The organism is Mycobacterium sp. NPDC050551 (genome assembly GCF_040674075.1).
Lineage (GTDB): Bacteria > Actinomycetota > Actinomycetes > Mycobacteriales > Mycobacteriaceae > Mycobacterium.
Genome location: NZ_JBFARC010000001.1, coordinates 225,002 through 250,012, shown reverse-complemented (window position 1 = coordinate 250,012; position 25,011 = coordinate 225,002). Strand labels below are relative to the sequence as shown.

Annotated in this window: 25 protein-coding genes; 15 read left to right on the top strand and 10 right to left on the bottom strand. The window is 68.6% G+C overall.

From position 1 onward, the window contains the following. Positions 1-3 precede the first annotated feature (3 nt). The gene (locus tag AB0K11_RS01230) at positions 4-453 is read right to left on the bottom strand and encodes a hypothetical protein (protein ID WP_364971553.1); all 450 of its coding nucleotides are present in this window, start codon (positions 451-453) and stop codon (positions 4-6) included. A 204-nt stretch (positions 454-657) separates the two neighbouring features. On the opposite strand from AB0K11_RS01230, the gene AB0K11_RS01225 reads away from it, so the two are divergent. Next, positions 658-1,329, top strand: coding sequence for a nucleoside/nucleotide kinase family protein (locus AB0K11_RS01225; RefSeq protein ID WP_364971552.1), 672 nt, complete (start codon positions 658-660; stop codon positions 1,327-1,329). A 19-nt stretch (positions 1,330-1,348) separates the two neighbouring features. Here the strand turns inward: AB0K11_RS01225 and AB0K11_RS01220 are convergent, their stop codons facing one another. The 3 genes from AB0K11_RS01220 to AB0K11_RS01210 form a co-directional block, all read right to left on the bottom strand. After that, a complete protein-coding gene (locus AB0K11_RS01220; RefSeq protein ID WP_364971550.1) occupies positions 1,349-1,951 on the bottom strand; it encodes a TetR family transcriptional regulator in 603 nt (200 codons plus the stop codon). Positions 1,952-2,109: 158 nt separating this feature from the next. Next, positions 2,110-3,231, bottom strand: a complete 1,122-nt coding sequence (locus AB0K11_RS01215; protein WP_364971549.1) for an acyl-CoA dehydrogenase family protein — start codon at positions 3,229-3,231, stop codon at positions 2,110-2,112. Continuing rightward, positions 3,232-4,464, bottom strand: a complete 1,233-nt coding sequence (locus tag AB0K11_RS01210; protein ID WP_364971548.1) for an acyl-CoA dehydrogenase family protein — start codon at positions 4,462-4,464, stop codon at positions 3,232-3,234. It abuts the gene before it with no gap. 222 nt (positions 4,465-4,686) lie between these two features. On the opposite strand from AB0K11_RS01210, the gene AB0K11_RS01205 reads away from it, so the two are divergent. Next, positions 4,687-5,088, top strand: a complete 402-nt coding sequence (locus tag AB0K11_RS01205) for a PAS domain-containing protein (protein ID WP_364973600.1) — start codon at positions 4,687-4,689, stop codon at positions 5,086-5,088. A 10-nt stretch (positions 5,089-5,098) separates the two neighbouring features. Here AB0K11_RS01205 and AB0K11_RS01200 read toward each other — a convergent pair whose 3' ends face one another. After that, positions 5,099-5,746, bottom strand: coding sequence for a TetR/AcrR family transcriptional regulator (locus AB0K11_RS01200; RefSeq protein WP_364971547.1), 648 nt, complete (start codon positions 5,744-5,746; stop codon positions 5,099-5,101). Between the two features lie 56 nt (positions 5,747-5,802). Continuing rightward, positions 5,803-6,480: a TetR/AcrR family transcriptional regulator gene (locus tag AB0K11_RS01195; RefSeq protein WP_364971545.1), complete on the bottom strand. Its 678-nt coding sequence runs from the start codon at positions 6,478-6,480 to the stop codon at positions 5,803-5,805. Between the two features lie 672 nt (positions 6,481-7,152). On the opposite strand from AB0K11_RS01195, the gene AB0K11_RS01190 reads away from it, so the two are divergent. Beyond that, entirely contained in the window at positions 7,153-7,950 is a 798-nt protein-coding gene (locus tag AB0K11_RS01190; RefSeq protein WP_364971544.1) for a hypothetical protein, read from the top strand. Here the strand turns inward: AB0K11_RS01190 and AB0K11_RS01185 are convergent. Both AB0K11_RS01185 and AB0K11_RS01180 read right to left on the bottom strand, forming a co-directional pair. Further along, positions 7,897-9,735 carry an EAL domain-containing protein gene (locus AB0K11_RS01185; RefSeq protein ID WP_364971543.1) on the bottom strand — a complete coding sequence of 613 codons (1,839 nt, stop codon included), beginning with the start codon at positions 9,733-9,735 and terminating at the stop codon, positions 7,897-7,899. The genes AB0K11_RS01190 and AB0K11_RS01185 overlap by 54 nt on opposite strands. Further along, entirely contained in the window at positions 9,735-10,481 is a 747-nt protein-coding gene (locus tag AB0K11_RS01180) for a hypothetical protein (protein ID WP_364971542.1), read from the bottom strand. The genes AB0K11_RS01185 and AB0K11_RS01180 overlap by 1 nt, the downstream gene beginning before the upstream one ends. A gap of 1,379 nt (positions 10,482-11,860) precedes the next feature. Here AB0K11_RS01180 and AB0K11_RS01175 point away from each other — a divergent pair. From AB0K11_RS01175 to AB0K11_RS01150, 6 genes are all read left to right on the top strand, one after another. Continuing rightward, complete coding sequence (locus tag AB0K11_RS01175) at positions 11,861-12,313, top strand: MaoC family dehydratase (RefSeq protein WP_364971541.1); 453 nt, start codon at positions 11,861-11,863, stop codon at positions 12,311-12,313. Between the two features lie 68 nt (positions 12,314-12,381). Continuing rightward, positions 12,382-13,233, top strand: coding sequence for an SDR family NAD(P)-dependent oxidoreductase (locus tag AB0K11_RS01170; protein WP_364971540.1), 852 nt, complete (start codon positions 12,382-12,384; stop codon positions 13,231-13,233). Next, entirely contained in the window at positions 13,230-14,324 is a 1,095-nt protein-coding gene (locus tag AB0K11_RS01165) for a phosphotransferase (RefSeq protein ID WP_364971539.1), read from the top strand. The genes AB0K11_RS01170 and AB0K11_RS01165 overlap by 4 nt, the downstream gene beginning before the upstream one ends. A gap of 49 nt (positions 14,325-14,373) precedes the next feature. Next, complete coding sequence (locus AB0K11_RS01160) at positions 14,374-15,717, top strand: NAD(P)-binding domain-containing protein (protein WP_364971538.1); 1,344 nt, start codon at positions 14,374-14,376, stop codon at positions 15,715-15,717. Next, positions 15,717-16,355: a TetR/AcrR family transcriptional regulator gene (locus AB0K11_RS01155; RefSeq protein ID WP_364971537.1), complete on the top strand. Its 639-nt coding sequence runs from the start codon at positions 15,717-15,719 to the stop codon at positions 16,353-16,355. Before AB0K11_RS01160 ends, AB0K11_RS01155 begins: the two co-directional genes overlap by 1 nt. Further along, on the top strand, positions 16,352-17,281 hold the full coding sequence (locus tag AB0K11_RS01150) for an alpha/beta hydrolase (protein WP_364971536.1): 930 nt from the start codon (positions 16,352-16,354) through the stop codon (positions 17,279-17,281). The genes AB0K11_RS01155 and AB0K11_RS01150 overlap by 4 nt, the downstream gene beginning before the upstream one ends. On the opposite strand, the gene AB0K11_RS01145 is transcribed toward AB0K11_RS01150, so the two are convergent. Continuing rightward, complete coding sequence (locus AB0K11_RS01145) at positions 17,268-18,086, bottom strand: mycofactocin-coupled SDR family oxidoreductase (protein ID WP_364971535.1); 819 nt, start codon at positions 18,084-18,086, stop codon at positions 17,268-17,270. The two genes, AB0K11_RS01150 and AB0K11_RS01145, sit on opposite strands and share 14 nt — an antisense overlap. A gap of 49 nt (positions 18,087-18,135) precedes the next feature. Next, positions 18,136-19,299, bottom strand: coding sequence for an acyl-CoA dehydrogenase family protein (locus AB0K11_RS01140; protein ID WP_364971533.1), 1,164 nt, complete (start codon positions 19,297-19,299; stop codon positions 18,136-18,138). 98 nt (positions 19,300-19,397) lie between these two features. On the opposite strand from AB0K11_RS01140, the gene fabG reads away from it, so the two are divergent. The 6 genes from fabG (at position 19,398) to AB0K11_RS01110 (ending at position 25,009) form a co-directional block, all read left to right on the top strand. Continuing rightward, positions 19,398-20,138, top strand: a complete 741-nt coding sequence (gene fabG, locus AB0K11_RS01135) for a 3-oxoacyl-ACP reductase FabG (RefSeq protein ID WP_364971531.1) — start codon at positions 19,398-19,400, stop codon at positions 20,136-20,138. Next, positions 20,138-21,352, top strand: a complete 1,215-nt coding sequence (locus tag AB0K11_RS01130) for an acetyl-CoA C-acetyltransferase (protein WP_364971530.1) — start codon at positions 20,138-20,140, stop codon at positions 21,350-21,352. The genes fabG and AB0K11_RS01130 overlap by 1 nt, the downstream gene beginning before the upstream one ends. Then, a complete protein-coding gene (locus AB0K11_RS01125) occupies positions 21,349-22,542 on the top strand; it encodes an acyl-CoA dehydrogenase family protein (RefSeq protein WP_364971528.1) in 1,194 nt (397 codons plus the stop codon). Before AB0K11_RS01130 ends, AB0K11_RS01125 begins: the two co-directional genes overlap by 4 nt. 3 nt (positions 22,543-22,545) lie before the next feature. Further along, the gene (locus tag AB0K11_RS01120) at positions 22,546-23,214 is read left to right on the top strand and encodes a GntR family transcriptional regulator (RefSeq protein ID WP_364971527.1); all 669 of its coding nucleotides are present in this window, start codon (positions 22,546-22,548) and stop codon (positions 23,212-23,214) included. Between the two features lie 13 nt (positions 23,215-23,227). After that, positions 23,228-24,412: a CoA transferase gene (locus tag AB0K11_RS01115; protein WP_364971526.1), complete on the top strand. Its 1,185-nt coding sequence runs from the start codon at positions 23,228-23,230 to the stop codon at positions 24,410-24,412. Between the two features lie 198 nt (positions 24,413-24,610). Continuing rightward, positions 24,611-25,009, top strand: coding sequence for a hypothetical protein (locus AB0K11_RS01110; protein ID WP_364971525.1), 399 nt, complete (start codon positions 24,611-24,613; stop codon positions 25,007-25,009). Positions 25,010-25,011: the final 2 nt, after the last annotated feature.

Genomic DNA, 25,011 nt, shown 5'->3' with positions numbered 1-25,011 from the left:
AGATCAGCTGGTCGCGGCGGTGGCGCTGGTGTGGCTCGCGGGCTGGACGTCGACGGCATCCATCGGCGGCCCGTTGAGGCCGGCCACCTGGCGGTCGGCGACGGTGGTCGCGACCGGGGTGCCGTTCTGCACGATCGCGACGATGGCCACCTCGTCATCGACGTCGAAAGTCGCTGCGGGGCTCACGGTGTGGTTGCCCTCCACCGTCAGCGCCGTGGTGTCGGGAGTGATGCGATAGGTCTGCGTGACGCCGTCGGCGCTGCGCGCGGTCACCGAATCGGCGGTGACGGCGACCAGGCGACCCTCGTGGTTGAGAGCCGGCGCATGGGCGGCGGCGGGGGCCGTGGACGCCGCGGGTGGGGCGGGGGCTTCGGCGGGCGCCAGCAACTGGACGGCCGCGGCGGCCACCACGCCGGCACCGGCGACTGATGCGGAGATGGCGCCGATCACCACGTTGGACCGAGATGAGGTCCGCGGGGCATTACGACCGGTCGCCGCAGGTATTCGGACCGGAGCTTCTTGCAGTCGATGTCGACCCGTCATGCGGTTGAGGTTCCCCCGTCCAGGGCGCAGGTAAACCGCCCTGGCGAACTCGTCGCGGAGAAATTTCGCCGACCGGCCTCTCACCTGGGCATACGGCGACGTACCGTGAGGCCGATGGCCCCCGCGACCCTGACCAGCGAGGAAGCCCGGCGCGCCGTGGCCGCCGAACTGACCGGTGTGGACGGACGCCCGGTCCGGCGCCTGATCGCGGGGGTGACCGGGCCGCCGGGCGCCGGGAAGTCGACGTTCGCCTCCGGCCTCGTCGACGAGCTCAACGCGTGGTCGCCTTCATCGGCGGCGTACCTGCCGATGGATGGTTTCCACCTGGCGAAGGTTCAGCTCGATCGTCTGGGTGCGCGGCAGCGCAGAGGGGCTCCTGACACCTTCGACGTCGACGGCTACCGGGCCATTCTCACGCGCCTCACGCACAGCTACGCGGTGGCCGATGTCTTCGTGCCGGACTTCGATCGCAGACTCGACGATCCGGTCGCGGCTGCGCGGGTGGTGCCCGCAAGGGCGCGAGTCGTCGTCACCGAGGGCAACTACCTGGCGCTGGCCGCCGATGGCTGGGCCGCGGTACGACCGCTGCTCGAGCGGCTGTACTACGTCGACGCCCTACCGGATGTCCGGCGCAGGCGGTTGCTGGACCGGCACACGAGAAGTGGCCTCGCCGCTATGGAGGCGCAGCGGTGGGTCGACACCGTCGACGAGCCCAACGCCCGGCTGATCGCCGCGACACGGCCGTCGTGCGACACGGTGCTGCTGATCCGGGACGGCTCGGCGTGACGGCCGATCGCCGGAGCGGTCAGTGGTCGGCGTCGGACAGGATCAGCGCGAGCATCGTGTCGAGTCGATCGGCCATCCGGTGACAGCTCACGGACCGGGAACGGACCTGCAGCAGCGCTCCCCAGAACACGGTTTCCAGGGTGGCCTGCACCTCCGGCCAGGCTCCCGGGCCGAGTGCGGAGGCGATGCGACGCTGTACCTCGGCGCCGATCCGGACCCGGACATCGGCCACGACGTCATCGTCGTTGCGCAACAGGGCGCGGCTGCACGCCTCGGAGAGCCGAGGCTCGTCGGCCAGCACCATCGTCACGGCACGGAGCTGGGTGCTGACCCGCGCCGCGGCACCGAGCGCAGGATCGACGTCGAGCGGTAGCGCGCAGATCCGGTGCAGGTACAGCTCGGCGAACATGGCGTCGAGGGAGTCGAAGTGCGCCCGCAGTGCGGTCGGTGCGACGCGCGCCCGCGCGGCCAGCGCGGGGAGCGACACGTCGACGACACCGGGTGCATCGCCCGACTCGTCGAGCAATTGGGCGGCGGCGGTGAACACCCGCTGACAGGTGCGCCTGCGTCGAAGGTGTGAGTCTCGCAGTGAAGTGACGTGCACCACATCTGCACTGGACATGTGTCCAGGTTAGTCGGTGGGCCATTGCAGCGCAATGAAGGCCGGATCACTCGCGCCGGATGGAAGATTCGCTCACTGCTCAGGGGGTCGACACTGCCGACGGAGATCGCACGCCGGTATGGACGGTTTCAACCGGACACATGTCCAGCCGGCGTGCCTCAAGGTCGGGTCAGCTGCGCGTACCGCTTCAGGTGGTGGTCGGTCGAGCCGAATTCGTACTGCAGCGCCGTCAACCGCTTGAAGTAGTGCCCGATCGCGAGTTCCTCGGTCATGCCCATCCCGCCGTGCAGCTGGACGGCGTTCTGACCGACGAACCGCGCCGCGCGGCCGACCGTCACCTTGGCCGCCGACACCGCGCGGGCCCGCTCAGCCGGTTCGGCGCCGAGCCTGAGCACCGCGAGATATGTGGCGGCGACCGACTGCTCGAGCTCCATGTGCATGTCGACCATGCGGTGCTGCAGTGCCTGGAACGAGCCGATGGGTTGACCGAACTGCTGGCGTTGCCTGCAGTACTCGACCGTGTCGGCCACCACCCGTCGCATCGCGCCCACCGCCTCCGAGCAGACCGCGGCCGCACCCTCGTCGCGTGCCTGAGCCAGTGACAGCCCCGCCTGTCCCTGCGCCCCGATCAGCGCGTCCGCCGATACCTGCACGCCGTCGAGGACCAGATCGGCCGCGCGACGGTCGTCGATCGTGCGGTAGCCGTGCGTGCGCAGGCCCGGCCGATCCTGCTCGAGCAGGAACAGTGACACGCCGTCGTCCGATGTGCGTGCGGTGGCCAGGAGGTGGGTGGCCAGCGGCGCGTTCATCACCACGACCTTCTCGCCGTGCAGCTCCCATCCGGTCTCGCCGCGTCGCGCTTCGGTCGCCACCCGCTGCCAGTCATCGCCCGACGCCGCCTCGGTGGCGGCGAGAGCGACGATCGCCGAGCCGTCCACGATCTTCTCCAGTAGCGCCGTGGCCGCCGGTCCGCCGGCCCGCCGCAGAAGTCCCGCGGCGACCACCGCGGTGTCGACGTAGGGTTCGACCACCAGGGCACGGCCGAGCGCCTCGGCGATCACCATGGTCTCGACCGGTCCGCCGCCGATGCCGCCGACGTCCTCGGGCAGCCCCGCCCCGAGGATCCCCAGTTCTTCGGCGAACCCGCGCCAGATCTCGGGCTGCCAGCCGGCGCCGGTCTTGGCCGCCGCTCGGCTCTTCTCCAGGTCGTAGCGCGTCGACAGGTACTTCGACAGCCCGTCGCGCAGGAGTTCCTGTTCCTTGGTCAACGTGAAGTCCATCTAGAGCCCCAATGCGGCTTTGGCGAGAATGTTTCGCTGGATTTCGTTGCTGCCGGCGTAGATCGAGCCGGCCCGGTCGTTGAAGTAGCGCAGTGGCGCCACGGCCTGCCATGGCTCGCCGCTGACGTAGCCGTCCGCGGGCGGTTCGTATTCGGCGATCGGCCCGCCCGGTTTGGTCGCGTGGGGCTGGTAGACCCGCGCTCGCGGTCCCGCCGCCACCATCGAGAGTTCGGTGAGCGACTGACTCAGCTCGGTGCCGAGGACCTTCAGCATCGACGACGCCGATCCCGGGTTCTTCCCCGCCGCGACGGCCGCCAGCACCCGGTACTCCAGGATCTCGAGCACCTCGGTCCGGATCCTCGCATCGGCGAGCCGCAGCGCGAATGCGGCGTCGTCGATCAGCCTGCCGCCGTCCGGACCGGGCTGGCCGGCGGCGACGGTCGCGATCTCCTCGGCGAGCACCTGGAGCGCAGGCGACGAGGCGCCGCCACCGCGTTCGAACTCCAGCAGGTACTTCGCCACCGTCCAGCCGTCGTCGATCCGGCCGATCACGTTGGTCTTGGGCACCCGGACGTCGTCGAAGAACACCTGGTTCTGGACTTCTTCGCCGGAGGTCATCACCAGCGGCCGGATCTCGATGCCCGGGCTGGTCATGTCGATCAACACGAACGTGATGCCCTGCTGTTTCTTCGCCGCGCGGGTGGTCCGCACCAGGGCGAACATCCAGTTCGCCTCCTGTGCGTGGGTGGTCCAGATCTTGCTCCCGGTGCACACCAGATGCTCGCCGTCGTCGACGGCCGCCATCGACAGCGCGGCCAGGTCGGAGCCGGCCTCGGGCTCGGAGTAGCCCTGGCAGAAGAACACCTCGCCGGTCAGGATCCGCGGCAGGAAGTACTCCTTCTGCGCGTCGGTGCCGAACTCGACGATCGCGTGCGCGACCATCCGAATACCCATCGGCGACAGCGACGGGGCGCCCGCCAGGGTGGTCTCACGGCTGAAGATGTAGTGCTGGGTCAGGGTCCAGTCGCAGCCGCCGTGTTCGACGGGCCACGCGGGCGCCGCCCAGCCCCGCTCGTGGAGGATGCGCTGCCACTCCATGCTGGCGTCGTGGTCGGCGTACACGCTCGTCATCAACTGGCCCGCCTGCCGCAGCTCGGGGGTGAGCCGGTCGTCGAGGAAGGCGCGTACCTCGTCGCGGAAGGCCAGGTCGTCCGGTGACCAGTCCAGGTCCATCGGACCTCCTGTGCGTCGTTGTGGGTACGCACAGAGTAAACCTAGTTAGTCAGGTGAGGTGAACGGGCCCTCGGACACCCAGGGCGGCGATTGTTGGTCAATCACCCGCCGCAGCGGCGGCGATCGGTGATGATGACGGCCGACTAGGCTTTGCTGTGCGCGGCGTGACGCCGGGCCGGAGGCCACACTGGCTCCACCTCACTCATGGACAGGACCCGCATCGTGGATCGGCGCCGCAGCAGTCAGGACAATCGATCACCCAGGGAGCTGCTCGAGCAGATGCCGGCGCTGGTGCTGCTCGAGCGGTTCCCCGTGCCCGTGCTGGCGGTTGCCGAAGGCGGCGCCATCCTGTTCGCCAACGGCGCATTCGCCGCGATGCTGGGTCGCAGCGCCGACGATGTCCAGCAGATGCGGTTCGCGGACATCTGCACCACGATTCCCGCCGACGGGTCCGTGTTGTCAGTCGTGCACGAGCACGCGGACATGATCGTCGAGCTCGTGGACCGGGAAGGGTCGGTGGTCCGCGCGCAGATGAGCCGGTCCGCGCTGTTGCGCGGCGACGACCCGGTTGCGCTGGCCACGTTCCAGGACCTCACCGAGCGGCTGTGGGTGGAAGAACTCTGAGGTCGAGCGCCTAGTCGGACGGTGGCGACGGCGCGCGGAGCGCCTCGCGGGCGAGGAACTCGCGGAAGTAGTCGAGCGACTCGTCGGCGACGACCGCAGGAAGAAGCACTTGCCACATCCGGGTCAACCGGTTGCGCAGGTCGTCGTCGACACCCGACAACAATTCGGCGCCGAGCATCGCGCAGACGATGGTCTCGGCCACTGCGCCCGGATCGAGGCCTTCCCGCAGGTCTCCCTCGGTGGAGGCGCGGCGCACCTCGCCCACCATCTCGGCGAGCCAGCCCGCGTAGACCTGGCGGGACACCTCGCTGAATCCGCCGAACACCCGCAGCAGCTGAGCGGCGGTGCGGGTGAGCGGGTCGGTGGAGACGCGGTCGACCACCATGAACAGGCCGTGAATGATGTTCTCCAGCGCAGGCGAGTTCGATTCGCTGATGCTGTGGAACGTGGCCAGCAAATTGGCCCCGCCCTCGGCGATGATGGCGACGGCCAGTGACTCCTTGGAGTCGAAGTGGTAGTAGAGCGCGCCCTTGGTCAGCGCGGCCCGTTCGATGATGTCTCCCAGACCGACTGCGGGATAACCGATCTCGCCGATGAGGTCGACCGCTGCGTCGACGATTCGGCGCCGCGTCGCCTCAGAGCGGGCCTGCCGCGGCATAGGCGCTCACCTCCGGCGATGGCCTCGTGTTCTCCGGACTGCAGCCCGGATGGCGATCATAAGTCATCGGCGGGCAGCGGGGAGGCCCGCTTGAGCGCCTGCGCACCGCGCCGCCGGGCGAACTGGGTGAGGTAGTTCAGCCGGTCGGGCCGTGCGATGCCGGGCAGTACGACCTCCCAGGCGTCGACGAGCCGCTCGAGGAACGGCTGGGGGTCGTCGAGGTCGCTCGTCTGCCGGATCCCCAGGTACATCGCGACCAGCAGCCGTGCGACGCCATCGGCGTCGCGACCGTCCAGCAGGTCACCCTCGTCGATGGCGCGTTGCGCGATGCCCGAGAAGCCGGTGATCCACGAACCGTGCACGCGGGTGGCCAGTCCGTCTGTGCGGCCGATGGATTCGAGGAGGTTCAGGCCGGCTCTGGCGAGGTGGTCGCCGAGGTCCTCCACGGCGATCACGAACATCACGTCGATGAGCGTCTCCGTCGCAGGCAGGCGCCGGGCGAGCACCTCGGCCACCACGGCGCGACTCTGTTCGGCCCGGTGGTCGACGATCGCCACCGCGAGCGCGTACTTCGACCGGAAGTGGAAGTACATCGCCCCCTTGGTCACCGCCGCGTCGGCCAGGATGTCGTCGAGGCTGACCATGCCGTATGCGCGCCGGGAGAACTGCCGGGCCGCGGCCTGGACGATCAGCAGGCGGGTGGCGTCGGCTTTCCGGTCGGCCTGATCGCTCACGGCGCCATCTCGGCGGCGGGACGGACGGTCGATCCGCTCTGTAGTGCGGCGGACGGGCAGGGGACCCGCTGGTGGATTGATCGCCCGCCGAATCCCCGAGGGATGGCCGGTCGCTGGTGATTTAACGACACGTCAATACTCTAAGTCATCTGAGAGGGTGCAAAACATGCCATAGGTATGTAAAGTGCCCGATCGTGATGACTTTCGGTTCGAGGCTCCCGAGAGGGCCCGGCATGCGCCCGAGCATGGCGGCGCGTCGGCGAACCGGTAACCGCAGCGTTTGCGCAGGTCGCTCGAGTGATACCGTGGCGCTGTTGCCACCGCCCGTCCTGGCAAAACCCCTCGTTGGTCAGTGCGGGCTGTGGTGACTCAAATCACTGAATCACCCGGCCGTCGCGCCGATGTCCGGCGGCGGCCCTCCGTAGCGTCGAATACCGTCGCATCAACCATGATTCGCCGCGATCGACGGCCGCGATCGACCGCCGCTTCGATCACCCGTTCTCGAGTCCGCGTCCATCAGCAACGTCGAGGTAGTTAACAATGTGGGACGAAGAAGTTGATGTCGTCTGTGTCGGAGGGGCCGTTGGAGCCCTCGCGAGCGCCGTCGTCGCCGTAGACGCCGGCGCCGAGGTGTTCATCGCCACAGCGCCGCTTACGATCGCCGACGAAGTCATGGCGCCGCCTCCCTCTCATCTCGAGCGGGGATGGCTGACCCAAGCACCCGATGAGGACGAGACGCGCGACTACTTCACGGCCCTGTCGGACGACCTGGCGAGGCTCGACCCCGTCGCGGGCGACATGGAGCTGCCGACGCGGGTGGTGCGGGCCCAGACCGCTGACGAACGGGACGGCCGATGGGTGGAGCCCTTCTATGGCGGACAGCTCAGGGGTTGGGCCTCGGAGTGCCTCCGCTCGCCGTACGGGCTGCTGCACTCACGGGTGTCGGACTGGCAGACGACCACGATGCGCACACTCAGCGGGCGGGCGATCGAGGTCAAGCCGCTCGGCGCGGTGGCCACGGCTGCGACGGCGGCGCCCTCGCTGGCCGACTGGCTCGCCGGGCAGGCGCGCGACCGGCGCATCAGGGTTCGTGACGGTGTCGCGTTGGAGCGCGTGGTGTTCGAGGACGGCGAAGTCGCCGGTGTGGTCGTCGACAGCGTCGACGGCCCGTATGCGGTCCGTGCCCGGCACGGGGTGACGATCGCTCCGGCCGACGGTCACGCGGTGGCCGCCGGTGAGCGGCCACTGCACGGCTACGACGGATACGCGCAGTTGTGCCTGGTGAGTCAGTCGGCCAGCCGGTTCGCCCGGCTCGAACTGCTGAACACCGGGACCGCGCTCCCGGAGCGCGCGCTGACCTGTCAGTCCGTGAACCGGCAGCTGCGTCACACGCCCCGCGACGGCAGGGCGTTGCGGTCAGACGCTGGGCGTGGGCGCGAAGTGCACCGGTACCCGCCCGCCGGCCAGTAGCGACTTCATCGCATCGCCGGGCAGCGGCCTGGACAGCAGGAATCCCTGTGCTCGGTGACAGCCGTGCCGCAACAGCGCGAGGGCTGCGGCCTCGGTCTCCACCCCCTCGGCGACCAGCTGCAGATCGAACGCCTCGGCGAGGGCGATGATCGCGCGCACGATGGCGAGGTCACCGGGATTGGAGCCGAGGTCCTGCACGAAGCCCTTGTCGATCTTGAGCGCGTCCACAGGCAGTGACTTCAGCAGCGACAGCACGCTGTAACCCGTCCCGAAGTCGTCGATCGCCACCTGCACACCGACGTCCTTCAGGCCGCCGATCGTGATCCTCGTGGTCTCGATGTCCTGCACGACGACGCTCTCGGTGATCTCCAGGCAGACCGAACCACGCTCGAGACCGAACTCTCCGACGATGTCGGCGACCGAATCGATGAAGCCGTCGGTGACCAGCTGAACTGGGGAAACGTTGATACGCAGCACGATTCCGTGTCCTACGCCGGCCGCTCGCCAGCGCGCGAACTCCGCGCACGCGTTGCGCATCACCCACCGGCCCAGCTCGCCGGCGAGATTGATGGACTCGGCCACGCCGATGAACGCGTCCGGCGACAACAGCCCCCGGGTGGGGTGCTGCCACCGCACGAGTGCCTCGGCCGCGAGGATCTCGCCGGTGCGCATGTCCACCTCCGGCAGGTAGTGCAGCACCAGCGATCCGCTCTCGATCACGTTCTGCAGGTGCAGTTCGATGTCGTTGCGGAACTCGCTGTCGAGAGACATCTCCGCCGAGTAGACCGCGACCTGGTTGCCGCCGTGCGACTTCGCGGTCAGCACCGCCTGATCGGCGCGACTGAGGAGGTTCGACGTGGTGTCGCGCCCCGGCACCCCGACGGCGACGCCGATGCTGACGGTCCGGGTCAGCATCTCGCCGTCGATGGAGACCCGCTCCCGGAGCACCTCCTGCAGCCGATAGGCCAGTCGTTCGGCCTCCTCGGCCGCCAGCGGCGAGGCGGGCACGACCACGAACTCGTCGCCGCCGAGTCGCGCGATCAGATTGTCGTCCGCGTCGTCCTGGCGGAGGCGCTCGGCCAGGATCCGGATGAACCAGTCACCGGCGGTGTGGCCGAGGTAGTCGTTGATGGCCTTGAGCCGGTCGAGGTCGATGAAGAGCACCGACACCGGCCCCGGCCGGCCCGCGGCCAGCCTGGCGTCGAGATGCGACCACAGCGCCCGGCGGTTGTAGAGGCCCGTGAGGTCGTCGTGGTCGGCGAGGTAGCGCAACCTGTCCTCGGCGCCGATGCGCGCCTGCACCTGTGCGAACAGCGATGCGATCGCTTTGAGGGCGTTGAGTTCTGTCGGCTTCCAGTCGCGGTGGCCCGTCGTGGCGAAGCCGAGGACGCCCGTGGTCATGTCACCCGACAGCAGGGGCACCAGGGCCGTCTCGATCGATCCGTGTGCGGGTGAGGGGGACAGGGCGTCGGGCCGCTGCTCGAGGACGAGGGGCTCGCCGAGCAGCCGGCCACGGCCGAGGTCCGCGTCCGTCTCCAACGGCACGGCGGTGGACAGGTCGACGTCGGCGGTGTCGCGAGGCGGCCACTGCGCGATGAGGCGGGACACCCGGCCGCGGTCGTCGTTGTGCCGCAGGAAACCGGCGTCGACGCCGAAGTAAGCGGTCAGGATGGCCAGTACCCGTTCACTGGCCGGCACCGATGTCGCCGCATCGACCGCCATCAGGTGGGTGGCGACGGCCGCGACGAGATCGTCGAGGCTGCCCGGGTCGGCTCCTTCGGCCATCACGTGCTCGCGGCGGCTGCCGCAGGCTGTGCGACTCCGGTCGACGCCGCGATCTTCTGCAACTCGGTGAAGAACGTGGACACCTGATGGGCGTCCGCGCGGTTGGCGAAGGTGCGACGGTCCCACCACATCATCTTGGTCTGGTACCGCTCGTCGGGATACGGCGTCGCCGGGATCCTGGCCGCCAGCACACCTCCCGATGATAGCCAGCGGTTGAGCACGTAAGCCGCTGCGGTGGCGACGGCGAATTGAATATCGAGCATTACCATCGAATGCAGCGGCATACGCGCCAACACATTCGTCAACGTACGGCTCTGTTCGGGGTCATCGGACACCCACGCCGATTTGATCTCCACGACGCCGAACGGCAATCGATCGCTGACCATTTTTCGTACCGCGTCCAATCCCGGTTGACCGCTCCATTCGACAACGGCATGGCATTCGTCGACATTACGATAGGGACCCTTTGCTCGCACGCCGCCGACCACGCGCCCCTCGGTATTGATTCCCACGCAAAACAATGCCGTGTCTTTTCCGCGACGCAATGCCGGGACGTCCAGGGCCGCCTCCACACCGTGCTTCCGATAGCTGAGTTCGGCGCCGCGAACATACTCGCCCCACAGCTCCGGTTCGGCCGTCGGCTGTGCCACCACAATGGTGCATTCGCTGTCAGGGTCCCACCAGCTGGGGCTCGTCTCCAGGCCCAGGCCGACTGCGCCGAAGGTGTCTAGCTGGGGAGCGGTCATGTGAGTCCATCCTTCGGGCAGCCGACCACCGGGGTCGAAGCGGCTGATTCTGGCGCGCATCACGCGGGGTTACGAATACGCGTTAGTGAGTATCCCGTCCGCGGCGACTTCAATTCCAGCTAGCAAGAGAGACTTGTCCAGCATTGCGCTTAATGGTGACGAGCGTGCATCGGAGTTCGCACCCAGGCCGCGAAAGATGGCAATCTCGGCTAATCTTCGTCACCGCTGGTCGTATTGCCTCATCGGCGCCGGCTGGCGAACTTTGCAATAGTTTCGGTGGGCCGATAGGTGCCGCCGAGTGGCCGCATCACAATTTTTCGTGTTTGCCCGGGAGATGAGCCGGGATGCCGATTTCACCGCCATTGGAGAGTGGCGCACAGCGTCCGGGCAGGCGCGGTGAGATTCGTCTGCAAGAGTGGCCGGGCGTATTCGCCGGCCTGGGCGGGCGGGCCGAAATGCGAGCCGAAGGTCGAGCGCCCCCGGGGGGACATCACCGCGTCATGACCCCGCGGAGCCCTCCGGGGGTCGTTCGCGGCGCCGTACGACCGGTTTGGTGGTGTTTGCCCGGTCGCCGCCGATGCTTGAACGTTCACAAGGTTCACCGGCGACGGTGCCGATCGCGTCGCTGCGCGTGGATTCTCGGCGTACGCACAGGTTTCGCCGATGCGGTCGGGTACCGAACGACGCGGGTCACCCGGGGCGTCCACCGCGACCCGTGCTATCACCGGCGCGGCCGACGACGCACGAGCCGTGACCGCGTTCGCTCCACGGGACGGTGTCCCAGGACGCTCCGGGCCGGGGTGCCATTCATGATCAAAACTGCCGGGTGCGCCGGTAAACGATGGCGGCACGATAGGTTGACAGGCTTTGCGTTTTGCCGTCGACGCAACGGCAATATCGTTCGCCATCGACGCCAGAGCGCAGATCAGGCACTCGGCGCGGTGACCAATCAACGTGTCTTCGCTCACACCCGGCTAATAACTGTTACTGCCGTCCAATTGTCCGCTGCGTCAACGTCCACATCTATCGGTCGTGTGACGGCTTCGCCAATTAATGCGACCAAAAAAATGGCGGCGGCGTAAATCCTGGACTGATTATTCGATTCGACCAGCCGGTCTGCCCGTGGGCGGTGAGCCTCGAGACGCGGGGCCGTCAGAGGAGGACGCTGGCACAGGTCGCAGCACACGACTCGACGGTCGACCTGGAGCAGGGGTGGGCCCGCACAGGCGCGGTCTCGAGGCGGCTCGTGCCCGCGAGCGGAGAACCGCAGCCCTGTGCACGGTACTGCGGATCTGCCGTGCCGGGTGGTCCCACGCGGGCGGCGAACAGCTATCTTGTGGTCCAGGTTGCCGCCGAGGTCGGCGTCGAGAGGAGAAATCATGAAGGTGTTCGCCGGTCTCGACGAGCTCGTCGCCGCGTCGGGTGTCCAGCTGGGTCCGACCGAATGGCTGGAGGTCAGTCAGGAGCGGGTCAACCTGTTCGCCGACGCCACCGACGACCACCAATGGATCCACATCGACCCGGCGCGCGCGGCCGAGGGCCCCTTCGGCTGCACCATCGCGCACGGGCTGCTGACCCTCTCGCTGCTGCCGCACTTCACCCACCAGCTGTACCGCGTCGACAACGTCGCGATGGCCATCAACTACGGCTACAACAAGGTTCGGTTCATCACCCCCGTCCCGGTCGGCGCGAAGCTGCGCGCACGCGCCGAGATCGCCGACGTCAAGCAGCTCGACGGCGCCGTGCAGGCGACCATGACCGTGACCGTCGAGGTCGACGGATCGGACAAGCCGGCCGCGGTCGCGGAGTCGATCGTCCGTTTCATCGGCTGACCCAGGCGGGGCCGGCCCGCGTCGCTACCGTATTGCTTACAGTGGACGTATCGTCACGGCGGCTGGGCATGGCGCGACTGGGAGGCACGTTGTCCTATCTCTCCGGCAAACAGGCCATCGTCACGGGCGCCGGTTCCGGTATCGGGGCCGCGCTGTGCCGTGCGCTCGCAGCCGCCGGGGCCGAGGTGCTCTGTACCGACATCGACGCGGATGCCGCCGCACGCACGGCCGACGGGCTGGGCGCGCCCGCACGGTCTGCCCGCCTGGACGTCACCGACGCCGCCGCGGTGCAAGGCGCGGTGGACGGCGTCGTCGCACGCGCCGGCCGGCTCGATCTGATGTTCAACAACGCGGGCATCACGTGGGCGGGGGACACCGAACTCCTGACCCTGGCGCACTGGAACGCGATCATCGACGTGAACATCCGGGGCGTCGTGCACGGGGTGGCGGCGGCCTACCCACAGATGATCCGCCAGGGTGGCGGCCACATCGTCAACACCGCATCGATGGCAGGCCTGGCTGCCGCCGGCCAGATCACGAGTTACGTGATGACCAAGCACGCGGTGGTCGGGCTGTCGCTGGCGCTGCGCAGCGAAGCGGTGGCGCACGGTATCGGAGTACTTGCCGTGTGCCCGACCGCAGTGGAGACGCCCATCCTGGACAAGGGCGCGGTGGGCCGCTTCGACGGCCGGGAGTTCTACCGAAGCGGTCAGGGCAGCAAGCACTTCCACGACCCGGACCGGCTGGCGCGCGACACATTGCGCGCCGTGCAGCGCAACCGCGCCCTACTGGTGACACCCCGTCAGGCGTACGCCGGATGGTTGTTCGCCCGCTTCGCACCGGGCCTGATGCAGCGAATGGCCATCCGGTTCGTCGCTCGTCAACGGGCCGCCGCAGGAGCGGAGAAAGCAGCGACGTGAGCCCGCCGCACCCGCGTCTTCCCGAGGTCACCGGTTCCTGGCTGGCGGCGGTGCTCGGTGCGGGAGGCCGTGACGTGGGTGTGGACGCCGTCGACGTTTCGCCGATCGGTCCCGCCGACGACCGAGCGTTCCGGCTGAGACCGACGTATGCGGCTGCGCAGCCGGACTTGCCGGACACTTTCGTTCTGAAGATGCCCGGAGGCTCTGGATATCGCAGCGAGTGTGCGTTCTACGCATCGGTCCGCGATTGCGTGGAGGTCCCGGTGCCCGACTGTTACCTCTGTGAGATCGATCCCGAGACAAGGGATTTCGGGTTGCTGCTGGCTGATCCGGCGCCGGCGGTCGCGCTGGACCATTCGGACGGCTGCGACGAGGAGCGGGCACGGGTGGCCGTCGCGGCCATCGCCGGATTGCACGCACCGACCTGGTGCGCGCCCGAATGGTTGCGTCTCCCTGGTCTCGTCGCGTCGATGCCGGACAGCGCCGCGGCCAAGGCGCTCGGGGTCGCCGCGCGGGCGAGTGGGCAGCGGATCGTCGAGCGGTTCGGTGCGCGCATCTCCGCCGAGGACACCGACACCCTTCTCGGGGCGATGACCGCGGTCGGATCGTGGGTGTCGGCGGTCCAGGGACGATACAGCCTGTTACACGGTGACTTCCGCCTCGAGCACCTGTTGTTCTCTCCCGACGGTGCAGCGGTCCGGGTGACCGGCTGGCGGACACTCACGGTCGGACTGCCCGCGCGGGACGTCGCCTGCCTGGCCGGAACCGGGCTGGAGCCCGGACTCAGATCGGCTGTCGACCACGAGCTCGTCACGGTGTATCACACCGCGCTGGTCGAGCACGGAGTCATCGGATATGACCTCGAAACCTGCTGGCACGATTTCCGGTACGCCATGTTGCAGGCTGTGCTGAGCTGCGGGTCGGCACTCGCCGCGACGGAACCCGGAGGACGGTCCGCGGATCTGGTGCTCGCGATGCTGCACCGCGCCTGTGTGGCCGTCCGCGACCTGCAGACGCTCGAACTGGTCGCCGAGGCCGACTCCGCCGAGCAGGCCGCCGCCCAGTATTTGACACACGTCAATGTTCATTGACGTGTGTCAAACGCGCTGTTAGTGTCCTGCATCACAGCAGGAGGTGGGCATGGCCACACAGCATCGGCACGTCGCAGTGATCGGTGCGGGCATCAGTGGCCTGACGGCCGGCAAGATGCTCAACGACTACGGGGTGCGCTACACCACGTTCGAGAGTTCGGACCGCATCGGCGGCAACTGGGCATTCGGAAACCCGAACGGGCACAGCAGCGCTTACCGCTCGCTGCACATCGACACCTCCCGGCAACGGTTGTCGTTCAAGGACTTCCCGATGCCGGAACACTTTCCCACCTTCCCGCACCACTCGGACGTCAAGGACTACCTGGACGCCTACGCCGACACCTTCGGATTGCTCGACCACATCGAGTTCGGCAACGGCGTGGTCCGCGCGGATCGCCTCGACGAGGGCGGCTGGGAGATCCTCGACGAGGGTGGGGAGCGGCGCCGTTTCGACCTGCTGGTGGTCGCCAACGGCCACCACTGGGACCCCCGGCTCCCGGCTTTCGCGGGCACCTTCACCGGAGAGTCGATCCACTCGCACCATTACATCGATCCGACGGCCCCGCTCGAGCTCACCGGGAAGCGCATCCTCGTCGTCGGTTTGGGGAACAGCGCCGCCGACATCACCGTCGAACTGTCGTCCAAGGCGCTGCAGAACCGCGTCACGCTGTCCACACGGTCATCCGCCTGGATCGTGCCGAAGTACATCGCGGGCCGCCCCGGCGACACCATGTGGCGCACCACCCCCTACCTCCCGCTGTCGTGGCAGCGCAAGGCGCTGCAGATGCTGGCGCCGGCGATGGGCACCGACCCGACCCGGTACGGCCTGCCGCCGGCGAACCACAAACTCTTCGAGGCCCATCCGACGCAGTCGGTGGAGCTGCCGCTGCGTCTCGGCTCGGGCGACGTGATCCCCAAACCGAACGTCGCCCGACTGGACGGCGGGACGGTCCACTTCGAGGACGGCACCAGCGACGAGTTCGACGTGATCGTGTACGCCACCGGCTACAACATCACGTTCCCGTTCTTCGACCCTGACGTCATCAGCGCACCCGACAACACCATTCGACTCTACAAGCGGATGTTCCTGCCCGGCATCACCGATCTGGCGTTCATCGGCTTCGCCCAGGCCGTCCCGACGCTCTTCCCGTTCGTCGAGTGCCAGTCCCGGCTGCTGGCGGCGTACGCGATCGGGCATTACGCACTGCCGCCGGTCGCTGAGATGGAACGGGTGATCGACGCCGATCAGCAGCGTTACGTCGGGCACTGCACGGACCGGCCGCGACACACCCAGCAGGTCGATTACTTCTACTACGAACACGACATCCGGACCCGCGAGCTACCCGCGGGCGCAACGAGAGCCGCAGCCGCACCGCGGATACCGGTGGTGTAATGAGGTCGACGACCGACCGCCGGCCACCGAACCGTAGCGACGCGCGGCGCGACGCGATCCTGTCCGCCCTCGACCAATGGCTGCGCGAGACGACCCTCGACGACGTCAACATCGCCCACATCGCGCAGCAGGCGGGCGTCACGCGGTCGGCGTTCTACTTCTACTTCGAGAACAAGGCGGCGGCGGTGGCGGCGCTGATGGAGCGCATCGTCGACGAGACCTTCGTCGTCAACGACACTTTCACCGCGATGCGACAGCCACCGCCGGCGCGGGTGCGGGCGATGCTCGACGGACTCTTCGACACCTGGGAGCGTCACCGGCACCTGTTCTCGGCGATGCTCGAGGCGCGGGGGTCCAGCGCCTCGGTGCGCCACATCTGGGACAGCGCGCGGGAGGCCTTCGTCGACTCGATCGCGGCGATGATCCGTGCCGACCGCGCCGCGGGTGTCGCGCCCGCCGGTGCCGACGCGGAGGTGCTGGCGACCGTGCTGTTGGAGTTCAACGACCGGCTGCTGGAACGGCTGACACTCGGCGGGACGCTGACTCCGGCACAGCTCCTGGACGGCGCCGCCGCGGTCTGGCTGGGCGCCATCTACGGCATCAACACCGCCCCCGACCGATCGCAGGAGCTTGCATGACCTACAACGAGATCTCCTTCGAATCGGAGGGCGTCACCTGCAGCGCCTGGCATTTCCCGGCGCGCGGCGCGGACTTCGACTCACCGGGCGGGCGTCCGGTGGTGGTGATGGCGCACGGGTTCGGCGGTACCAAGGATTCGGGACTGGCGCCGTTCGCCGATCAGTTCAGCGCCGCCGGCCTGCAGGTGATGGCCTTCGACTATCGCGGCTTCGGCTCATCGGAAGGTCTACCGCGCCAGAGTGTTTCCGTCGCCCGACAGCTGGCGGACTACCGGGCCGCAGTGGCCGCCGCGCAGCGCCTACCCGGCGTGGACCGCCGCCGCGTCGTGCTGTGGGGCTCGTCGTTCTCGGGCAGTCACGTGCTACGGGTGGCCGCCCAGTGCCCGGAGGTCGCCGCGGTGATCGCCATGACCCCGTTGACCAGTGGACTGGCCGCGAGCCGTGCGGCGGTGGCGCACCGGGATCTCCTCGCAGCGCTGCGATGGACCCTGGTGGGTGTGAAGAGCCGGGTGCAGGTGGCGCGGGGGCGGCGTCCGTCCCTGATGCCGTTGGCGGCGCCGCCGGGGGAGTCGGGTGCGCTCGCCCTCGACGGCGCCTACGAGAGTTACCGCCGTATCGCCGGACCGACGTGGCGCAACGAGATCGACGCCGGGATCGGGTTCGAACTGATGAAGATCCGGACCGGTAAGGAGGCCAAGCAGATTCGTGCCCGCGTCCTGGTTCAGATCGCCGACTTCGATCGGTTCGTGCCTGCGGACTCGGTGGCCAGGACCGCCGCGCAGGCCCGCGCGCAGGTGCACCATTACCCGTGCGACCACTTCGACGTGTGGCCGGGGCACGACTGGTTCATGACCGCCGCCGGACACCAGATCGGCTTTCTGCGGCGCGCGCTCGCGCAGCAGGCCCCGCCGGTCAGAACTGGGTAGAGCCGCAGTCGACGGCGATCGCGGCGGCGGTGACGAAACGTGACTCGTCGCTGGCCAGCCAGGCCACCGCGTCGGCGATGTCCTCGGGCTGGGCGATGTCGGGGATGAACGGGGTGACCATGTTCATCAGGCCGGGGTTCGTCGCGTCGGCGCGCACCAGTCCCTCCACCATGTCGCCGGTGCCCATCGGCGTGTTGACCGCTCCGGGATGCACGCTGTTGACCCGGATCCGGTGCTTGCCCAGTTCGGCGGCGAACGCCCGCGCCATGCCCGTGACGGCGTGCTTGCTGGCGGTGTAGTGCACCATGAACGGCTGCATCTTCAACCCTGCGGCCGAACTGATCAGGATCACCGACCCGCCGCGGCCACCGTCGATGAGATGCTGCGCGGCTGCCATCACCGTGTTCCAGGTGCCGGTGATGTTGACGTCGGTCACGTCGCGGAAGTCCTCGGGCGTGATGGTGTTCCACGCCTGCGGTGCGGTGATTCCCGCGTTGGCGACGACGACGTCGAGCCGGCCCAGCTCGGCGACCCCCGCATCAACCGCCTCGCGGAGTCCGTCGTGATCGCGGGTGTCGACCACCGTGGACAGGATCCGCCGTCCGGTCGCCTCCACCAGATCGACGGTCTCGGCGAGGTCCTCCGGCGTGGCGGAATCATAGGGAACGCACGACGGCAACTTGCCCGCGACGTCCACCGCGATGATGTCGGCGCCCTCGGAGGCCAGCCGGACGGCGTGTGCACGCCCCTGTCCGCGTGCTGCGCCGGTCACGAAAGCGACCCTGCCGGTGAGTCTCTCGCTCAAGTTCGTACTCCTCATTGGTCTGGGTGATGTGGTGCCGATCGAAGGTGGCTCAGCTTCGGCGCTGCGCCGCCCGTACCAGCCCGCCGCCGATGATCAGCCGTTGGATCTCGCTGGTGCCCTCGTAGAGACGCAGCAACCGGACGTCGCGGTAGATCCGCTCGACGGGCACGTCACGCATGTAGCCGCTGCCGCCGTGCACCTGCACCGCCAGGTCGGCGACCTTACCGACCATCTCCGTGCAGAACAGTTTCGCGGTCGACGGGGCGATCCGGCGGTCCTCACCGGTCACCCACATCCTGGCCGCGTCGCGCACCAGCGCACGGCCCGCCATCACCCCCGCCTGCATGTCGGCGAGCATCGCCTGGACGAGCTGGAAGCTACCGATCGGCGTGCCGCCCTGGGTGGCGGAGGCGGCGTAGGCGACCGACTCGTCGAGCGCACGCTGGGCCGCCCCGACCGACAGCGCGGCGATGTGGATGCGTCCGCGGGCGAGTGAGGTCATCGCGGCGCGGTAGCCGATGTCCTCGGCCCCGCCGATCAGCGCCGAGGCTCCGACCCGGACGTCGTCGAAGTTGACGTCCGCGGTCCAGGCGCCCTCCTGGCCCATCTTCGCGTCCTTGGCGCCGACCCCGACACCCTCGGCGTCGGCGGGAACCAGAAACACCGCGATGCCCGGCCCGTCGGAGTCCGCCGGCCGGGTGCGCGCGAAGGTGACGAACAGGTTCGCCGTCGGCGCATTGGTGATGTACTGCTTGCTCCCGGTGATCACCCAGTCTTCGCCGTCGCGAACCGCCTTGGTACGCAGGCCCGCTGGGTTCGAACCGGCGCCGGGCTCGGTCAGCGCGAACGAAGCGATGACCGCGCCGGAAGCGATGTCCTCGAGCCAGCGCGCCTTCTGCTCATCGGTGCCGAAACCGACGAGCACCTGCCCGGCGATGCCGTTGTTGGTGCCGAACATCGACCGCAGCGCCAGCGAGGTGTAACCGAATTCCATCGCGAGCTCGACGTCCTGGGAGAGGTCGAGGCCGAGTCCGCCCCATTCCTGGGGGATCGCGTAGCCGAACAGTCCCATCTTCTTGGCCTGGTCCCGCAGATCGTCGGGGACGCGGTCGTCGGCCAGGATCTCCTGTTCGCGCGGTACGACGGCGGTGCGCACGAAGTGCCGCGTCTGGTCGAGGATCTCGCGGAAATCCTCGTCGCCGACTTCACTCATGGAGCATCTCCTTCCGCGGGCCACGGTTCTCGTGCATCGTATATGAAATATGATCGCCCGAACCGGGGCGGTTCCGGGGTCGAGGAGAGGGGCAGTCAGTGTCGTTGCTCAGTGGTCAGACGGCGGTCGTCACCGGCGGTGCGCAGGGTCTTGGCCTGGCCATCGCCGAACAGTTCGTCGCCGAGGGGGCACGCGTCGTGCTCGGCGACCTGAATCTGGAAGCCACCCAGGCCGCCGCCGAGCGGCTGGGCGGGGACACCACGGCGGTCGCGGTGCGGTGCGACGTGACGTCGGGCGCCGACGTCGACGCGCTGGTGGCCGCGGCGACCGAACGGTTCGGCCGGTTCGACATCATGGTCAACAACGCCGGGATCACCCGCGACGCCACCCTGCGCAAGATGACCGAGGACCAGTTCGATCAGGTCATCGCCGTCCACCTGAAGGGCACCTGGAACGGCCTGCGGGCAGCCGCTGCGGTGATGCGCGAGAACAAGCGCGGCGCGATCGTGAACATGTCGTCCATCTCGGGCAAGGTCGGCATGGTCGGGCAGACCAACTACTCGGCGGCCAAGGCGGGCATCGTCGGGATGACGAAGGCCGCATCGAAGGAGCTCGCCCATCTCGGTGTGCGGGTCAACGCCATTCAGCCGGGGCTGATCCGATCCGCGATGACCGAGGCCATGCCGCAACGCATCTGGGACTCCAAGGTGGCCGAGGTCCCGATGGGCCGGGCCGGCGAGCCCGAGGAGGTCGCCAAGGTCGCCCTGTTCTTGGCTTCCGACCTGTCCTCCTACATGACGGGCACGGTCCTCGAAGTCACCGGGGGACGGCATCTGTGATGGGTGAGGCGGTCATCTGCGAACCCGTGCGCACCCCGATCGGGCGTTACCACGGATCGCTCACCGCGCTCACCGCCGTCGACCTCGGCGTCGCCGCGCTGCAGGGACTGCTCGAACGGACCGGTGTCGCCCCCGACGCGGTCGAGGACGTGATCATCGGGCACTGCTACCCGAGCATGGAGGCGCCGGCGATCGGGCGGGTGATCGCGCTGGACGCGGGGCTGCCGGTGACGGTGCCGGGCATGCAGATCGACCGTCGCTGCGGGTCCGGACTTCAGGCGGTGATCCAGGCGTGCATGCAGGTGGCCGGCGGCCACAACGACGTCGTCGTCGCCGGTGGCGCCGAGTCCATGAGCAACGTGGTGTTCCACTCCACCGACATGCGATGGGGCGGCGCCCGCGGCGGCATCACGGTGCACGACGCGCTCGCGCGCGGCAGGACGACCGCGGGCGGAAGGCACCACCCGGTGCCCGGCGGAATGTTGGAGACCGCCGAGAACCTGCGCCGCAGGTACTCGATCCCGCGCGAGGAGCAGGACGAACTGGCCGTGTTGTCCCACCGGCGTGCCGTCGGGGCGCAGACCGACGGGTTGCTGGCCGAGACGATCGTCCCGGTCACGGTGTCCACGCGCAGCGGGACGGAGGTGGTCGACACCGACGAGCACCCCCGCGCCGACACCTCGCTGGAGTCGCTGGCGAAACTCAAACCCGTGCTCGGTAGGACGGACCCGGAAGCCACTGTGACGGCTGGGAATTCGAGCGGACAGAACGACGCCGCCGCAATGTGCCTGGTGACCACCGCGCAACGGGCCGCCGACCTCGGTCTCACGCCGCTGGTCCGGATGGTCTCGTGGGCCGTCGCCGGCGTACCGCCAGAGGAGATGGGCATCGGCCCGGTCCCGGCCACCGCGTCCGCGCTGGCGAAGGCCGGACTCAGCCTCGCCGACATGGACCTCATCGAACTGAACGAGGCGTTCGCCGCGCAGGCGCTGGCCTGCACCCGCGAGTGGGGTTTCACGGCAGGAGATCTGGAGCGCACCAACGTGCACGGCTCGGGGATCTCGCTCGGCCACCCGGTGGGGGCGACCGGGGGTCGCATGCTGGCGACGCTGGCGCGTGAACTGCACCGCCGCGGCGGGCGGTACGGGCTGGAGACGATGTGCATCGGCGGCGGGCAGGGGCTGGCGGCCGTGTTCGAGAGGGCGGACGCATGACCAGACTCGCGCAGACACTGGGACTCAGCGAGGTTCAGACCGAGATCCTTTCCACCGTGCGGCAGTTCGTCGACAAAGAGGTGATCCCGACCGCTCAGGAACTCGAGCACGCCGACAGCTACCCGCAGGCGATCGTGGATGCGATGCGGGAGATGGGCCTGTTCGGGCTGATGATCCCGGAGGAGTACGGTGGCCTCGGTGAGTCGCTGCTCACCTATGCGTTGTGCGTGGAGGAGCTGGCGCGCGGGTGGATGAGCGTGTCGGGCGTCATCAACACCCATTTCATCGTCGCCTACATGATCCGCCAGCACGGCACTGACGAACAGAAACGCCACTTCCTGCCTCGGATGGCCACCGGCGAGACCCGCGGCGCGTTCTCGATGTCCGAACCCGAACTCGGCTCCGACGTCGCCGCCATCCGCACCCGCGCCCGGCGCAACGGCGACGGCGGCTACACGATCGACGGCCAGAAGATGTGGCTCACCAACGGCGGCAGTTCCACGCTGGTGGCTGCGCTGGTACGCACTGACGAGGGCGCCGACAAGCCGCACCGCAACCTGACCGCGTTCCTCGTCGAGAAGCCGGCCGGCTTCGGCGAGGTCGCGCCGGGCCTGCTGATCCCCGGCAAGCTCGACAAGCTGGGGTATAAGGGAATCGACACCACCGAACTGATCTTCGACGGCTACCAGGCCGCCGCGGACACCGTGCTCGGGGAGGCGCCCGGGCAGGGTTTCTTCCAGATGATGGACGGCGTCGAGGTGGGCCGGGTCAACGTGTCCGCCAGGGCGTGCGGCGTCGGTGTGCGGGCCTTCGAGCTGGCCGTCCGGTACGCACAGCAGCGCCAGACGTTCGGTAAGCCGATCGCCGAGCACCAGGCGATCGCCTTTCAGCTGGCCGAGATGGCCACGAAGGTCGAAGCCGCGCATCTGATGATGGTCAACGCCGCCCGGCTCAAGGACTCCGGGGAGCGCAACGACGTCGCGGCGGGGATGGCCAAGTACTTCGCCAGCGAGGTGTGCTCGGAGGTCACCCAGCAGAGTTTCCGGATACACGGCGGCTACGGCTACTCCAAGGAGTACGAGATCGAACGGCTGATGCGCGATGCGCCGTTCCTGCTCATCGGCGAGGGCACCAGCGAGATCCAGAAGAACATCATCAGCAAGCGCCTGCTGGCCGACTACCGGGTCTGACCGATGACCGTCCCCGAATTCGTTGTCCGCCCTCAGCTCTCGGAGGACGTCGCCCGGCTGGTGCGCAGGCGCATCTTCGACGGCAGCTACCCGGCGGGGGAGTACATCCGCCTCGACCAGCTCGCCGTCGAGCTCGGGATCAGTGTCACGCCGGTGCGTGAGGCACTGTTCGCGCTTCGCGCCGAAGGCCTGCTCGACCAGCAGCCGCGCCGGGGATTCGTGGTGCTGCCGGTCACCAGCCGTGACATCGCCGATGTGGCGAACCTGCAGGCCCACGTCGGCGGTGAGCTCGCCGCACGAGCGGCCGGCGCGGTCACCGACGAGCAGGTCCGCGAGCTGGCCGCCATCCAGGAGGCGCTGGAGCTTGCGTATGCCCGCGACGACGACGAGGCAGCGACGCGGCTCAACCACGACTTCCACCGCGCCATCAACGTCGCCGCGGACTCGCCGAAGCTGGCGCAGCTGATGTCGCTGATCACCAGATATGCGCCGGAGGCGGTGTTCCCGACGATCGCCGGTTGGCCCGCCCAGTCCACCGACCATCACCGCAGGCTGCTCGCCGCGCTGGCGGCGCACGACGAATCACTGGCCCGCGAGGTGATGTCAGAGCATCTCGCGGCGGGCGCGGAACCGTTGATCGCTCACCTGCTGACCCGCGGAGTGGTCCGGTGAAGAGGGCCGCGTGATGGGTGTCCTCGACGGTGTGCGGGTGCTCGACTTCGGCCGATTCATCGCCGCTCCGTGGTGCAGCGCACTGCTGGCCGACATGGGCGCCGACGTCGTCCGCGTCGAGAAACGCGAAGGCGGCGAGGACCGTTGGGTGCAGGCGGTCACCGAGGGCGGCGAGGGCGGCACGTTCCTGCAGTGCAACCGCAACAAGCGCTCGCTGACGCTGGACACCACCACCGACGCCGGCGCACAGATCACCCGCACGCTGGTGGCGGGCGCCGACATCGTCGTGGCGAACATGCCCGCTGCGGGCATGCGGGCCAACGGGCTGGACTACGAGACGCTGCGCGCGATCCGGCCCGACATCATCCTGGCCAGTGCCACCGCCTACGGCGAGGGCGGTCCCTACAGCGATCGCATCGGATTCGACGGTGCGGGACAGGTCATGTCGGGCGCGGTGTTCCGGCAGGGGCTGCCCGACCTGCCCATCCGGACCGTCGTGCCCTACGCCGACTTCGGCACGGCGCTGACCCTGACCATCGGCGTGATGATGGCGATGTACCACCGCGAGCGCACGGGTCAGGGCCAACACGTCGAGGGCGCGCTGCTGCCCACCGCGATGATGCTCTCCAACGCCTTCCTGATCGAGCGTGAACTGCTCGGCACCGACAAACCCCGGATGGGGAACCAGGGGGCGTCGGTGGCGCCCTGCGACCTGTACCGCACCGCCGACGACGGCTGGGTGCTGTTGCAGGTGGCGGGGCAGCCGATGTTCAAGCGGTGGTGCCGGCTGATGGGCCGGGAGGACCTCTTCGACGATCCGCGGTTCGCCGACGACGACAAGCGGTGGAAACACGGCGACGTACTGAACGATCTGATGTCGGCATGGTGCGCGGACAAGACGAAGGCCGAAGTGCTCGCCCTGCTCGAGTCCGCGAAACTGCCTGCGGCCCCCCTGCACTCGACACAGGACGTGCTCGATGACCCGCACGTCCGGGCGATGGGTTATCTGCAGCGCGTCCCGTTCCCCGGCGCATCGCGTGACGTGCCGATCCTCGACACACCGTTTCGGATGTCCGAGACGCCCGGCACGATCCGCCGGCGGGCGCCGCTGCTCGGCGAGCACACCGACGAGATCCTCGGTGAGATCGGTTACGGTGCCACGGACATCGCCGACCTGCGGCGTCAGGAAATCGTGTGACGTTTCCCGGGGTGGCCGGGGAACCGAATATGAGGTGATCACCTCATGTGCCGGCACACGTCGGCCTCGCAGAATACCGACACAACGTTCGCGTGCACTGCCACACTCGGATCACCGGCTTGTTGGGATCGGCAGCGCTCGCGCCGCTGTCGACTCGGCTCACCGCGGCCGACGGGCGCATGACGAGAAAGAAGCCACATGACCACTCACCACCGGAAGCGGCTGATCGCCGGAGCACTGCTGTCCGCGTCCCTTGCCGCCACCGGTCTCGGTCTGTCCCCCGGCGTCGCCGGAGCCCAGACGCCTCCCGGCGGCCCCAATACGTGGTGCCCGGGCGATCCGCCGGTGGAGACCGGGAACAAGAGGGTCAACCCGGTCCGCTGGGACGAGAGCATCTGCCACGAGTACTGGTTCGTCTACCACGGGCAGGGCAACGTCGCGCAGAACATCTGGGACGGGCCGAACCCGCCAGGACCGCCGCCGGGCCAGGGGTTCAAACCGCCGCCGCCCATTCCGCCGGGCTGGTGCTACGGCCTGTTCCTTCCCTCGCCGTGCCCCCCGGGTGTGCTGGGGCCGGTGCCGCACGCCGCTCCCTAGAC

What these genes read in the sequence shown, in the direction of transcription:
- AB0K11_RS01190 (WP_364971544.1), top strand. Translation starts at nt 7,153, where the DNA reads ATGGCGCCGCCTCCCTCTCATCTCGAGCGGGGATGGCTGACCCAAGCA.
- AB0K11_RS01185 (WP_364971543.1), bottom strand. Translation starts at nt 9,735, where the DNA reads ATGGCCGAAGGAGCCGACCCGGGCAGCCTCGACGATCTCGTCGCGGCC.
- AB0K11_RS01115 (WP_364971526.1), top strand. Translation starts at nt 23,228, where the DNA reads ATGGGTGTCCTCGACGGTGTGCGGGTGCTCGACTTCGGCCGATTCATC.
- AB0K11_RS01200 (WP_364971547.1), bottom strand. Translation starts at nt 5,746, where the DNA reads ATGCCGCGGCAGGCCCGCTCTGAGGCGACGCGGCGCCGAATCGTCGAC.
- AB0K11_RS01140 (WP_364971533.1), bottom strand. Translation starts at nt 19,299, where the DNA reads ATGAGTGAAGTCGGCGACGAGGATTTCCGCGAGATCCTCGACCAGACG.
- AB0K11_RS01220 (WP_364971550.1), bottom strand. Translation starts at nt 1,951, where the DNA reads ATGTCCAGTGCAGATGTGGTGCACGTCACTTCACTGCGAGACTCACAC.
- AB0K11_RS01155 (WP_364971537.1), top strand. Translation starts at nt 15,717, where the DNA reads ATGAGGTCGACGACCGACCGCCGGCCACCGAACCGTAGCGACGCGCGG.
- AB0K11_RS01180 (WP_364971542.1), bottom strand. Translation starts at nt 10,481, where the DNA reads ATGACCGCTCCCCAGCTAGACACCTTCGGCGCAGTCGGCCTGGGCCTG.
- AB0K11_RS01210 (WP_364971548.1), bottom strand. Translation starts at nt 4,464, where the DNA reads ATGGACCTGGACTGGTCACCGGACGACCTGGCCTTCCGCGACGAGGTA.
- AB0K11_RS01175 (WP_364971541.1), top strand. Translation starts at nt 11,861, where the DNA reads ATGAAGGTGTTCGCCGGTCTCGACGAGCTCGTCGCCGCGTCGGGTGTC.
- AB0K11_RS01150 (WP_364971536.1), top strand. Translation starts at nt 16,352, where the DNA reads ATGACCTACAACGAGATCTCCTTCGAATCGGAGGGCGTCACCTGCAGC.
- AB0K11_RS01130 (WP_364971530.1), top strand. Translation starts at nt 20,138, where the DNA reads ATGGGTGAGGCGGTCATCTGCGAACCCGTGCGCACCCCGATCGGGCGT.
- AB0K11_RS01120 (WP_364971527.1), top strand. Translation starts at nt 22,546, where the DNA reads ATGACCGTCCCCGAATTCGTTGTCCGCCCTCAGCTCTCGGAGGACGTC.
- AB0K11_RS01215 (WP_364971549.1), bottom strand. Translation starts at nt 3,231, where the DNA reads ATGGACTTCACGTTGACCAAGGAACAGGAACTCCTGCGCGACGGGCTG.
- AB0K11_RS01110 (WP_364971525.1), top strand. Translation starts at nt 24,611, where the DNA reads ATGACCACTCACCACCGGAAGCGGCTGATCGCCGGAGCACTGCTGTCC.
- AB0K11_RS01125 (WP_364971528.1), top strand. Translation starts at nt 21,349, where the DNA reads ATGACCAGACTCGCGCAGACACTGGGACTCAGCGAGGTTCAGACCGAG.
- AB0K11_RS01170 (WP_364971540.1), top strand. Translation starts at nt 12,382, where the DNA reads ATGGCGCGACTGGGAGGCACGTTGTCCTATCTCTCCGGCAAACAGGCC.
- AB0K11_RS01225 (WP_364971552.1), top strand. Translation starts at nt 658, where the DNA reads ATGGCCCCCGCGACCCTGACCAGCGAGGAAGCCCGGCGCGCCGTGGCC.
- AB0K11_RS01160 (WP_364971538.1), top strand. Translation starts at nt 14,374, where the DNA reads ATGGCCACACAGCATCGGCACGTCGCAGTGATCGGTGCGGGCATCAGT.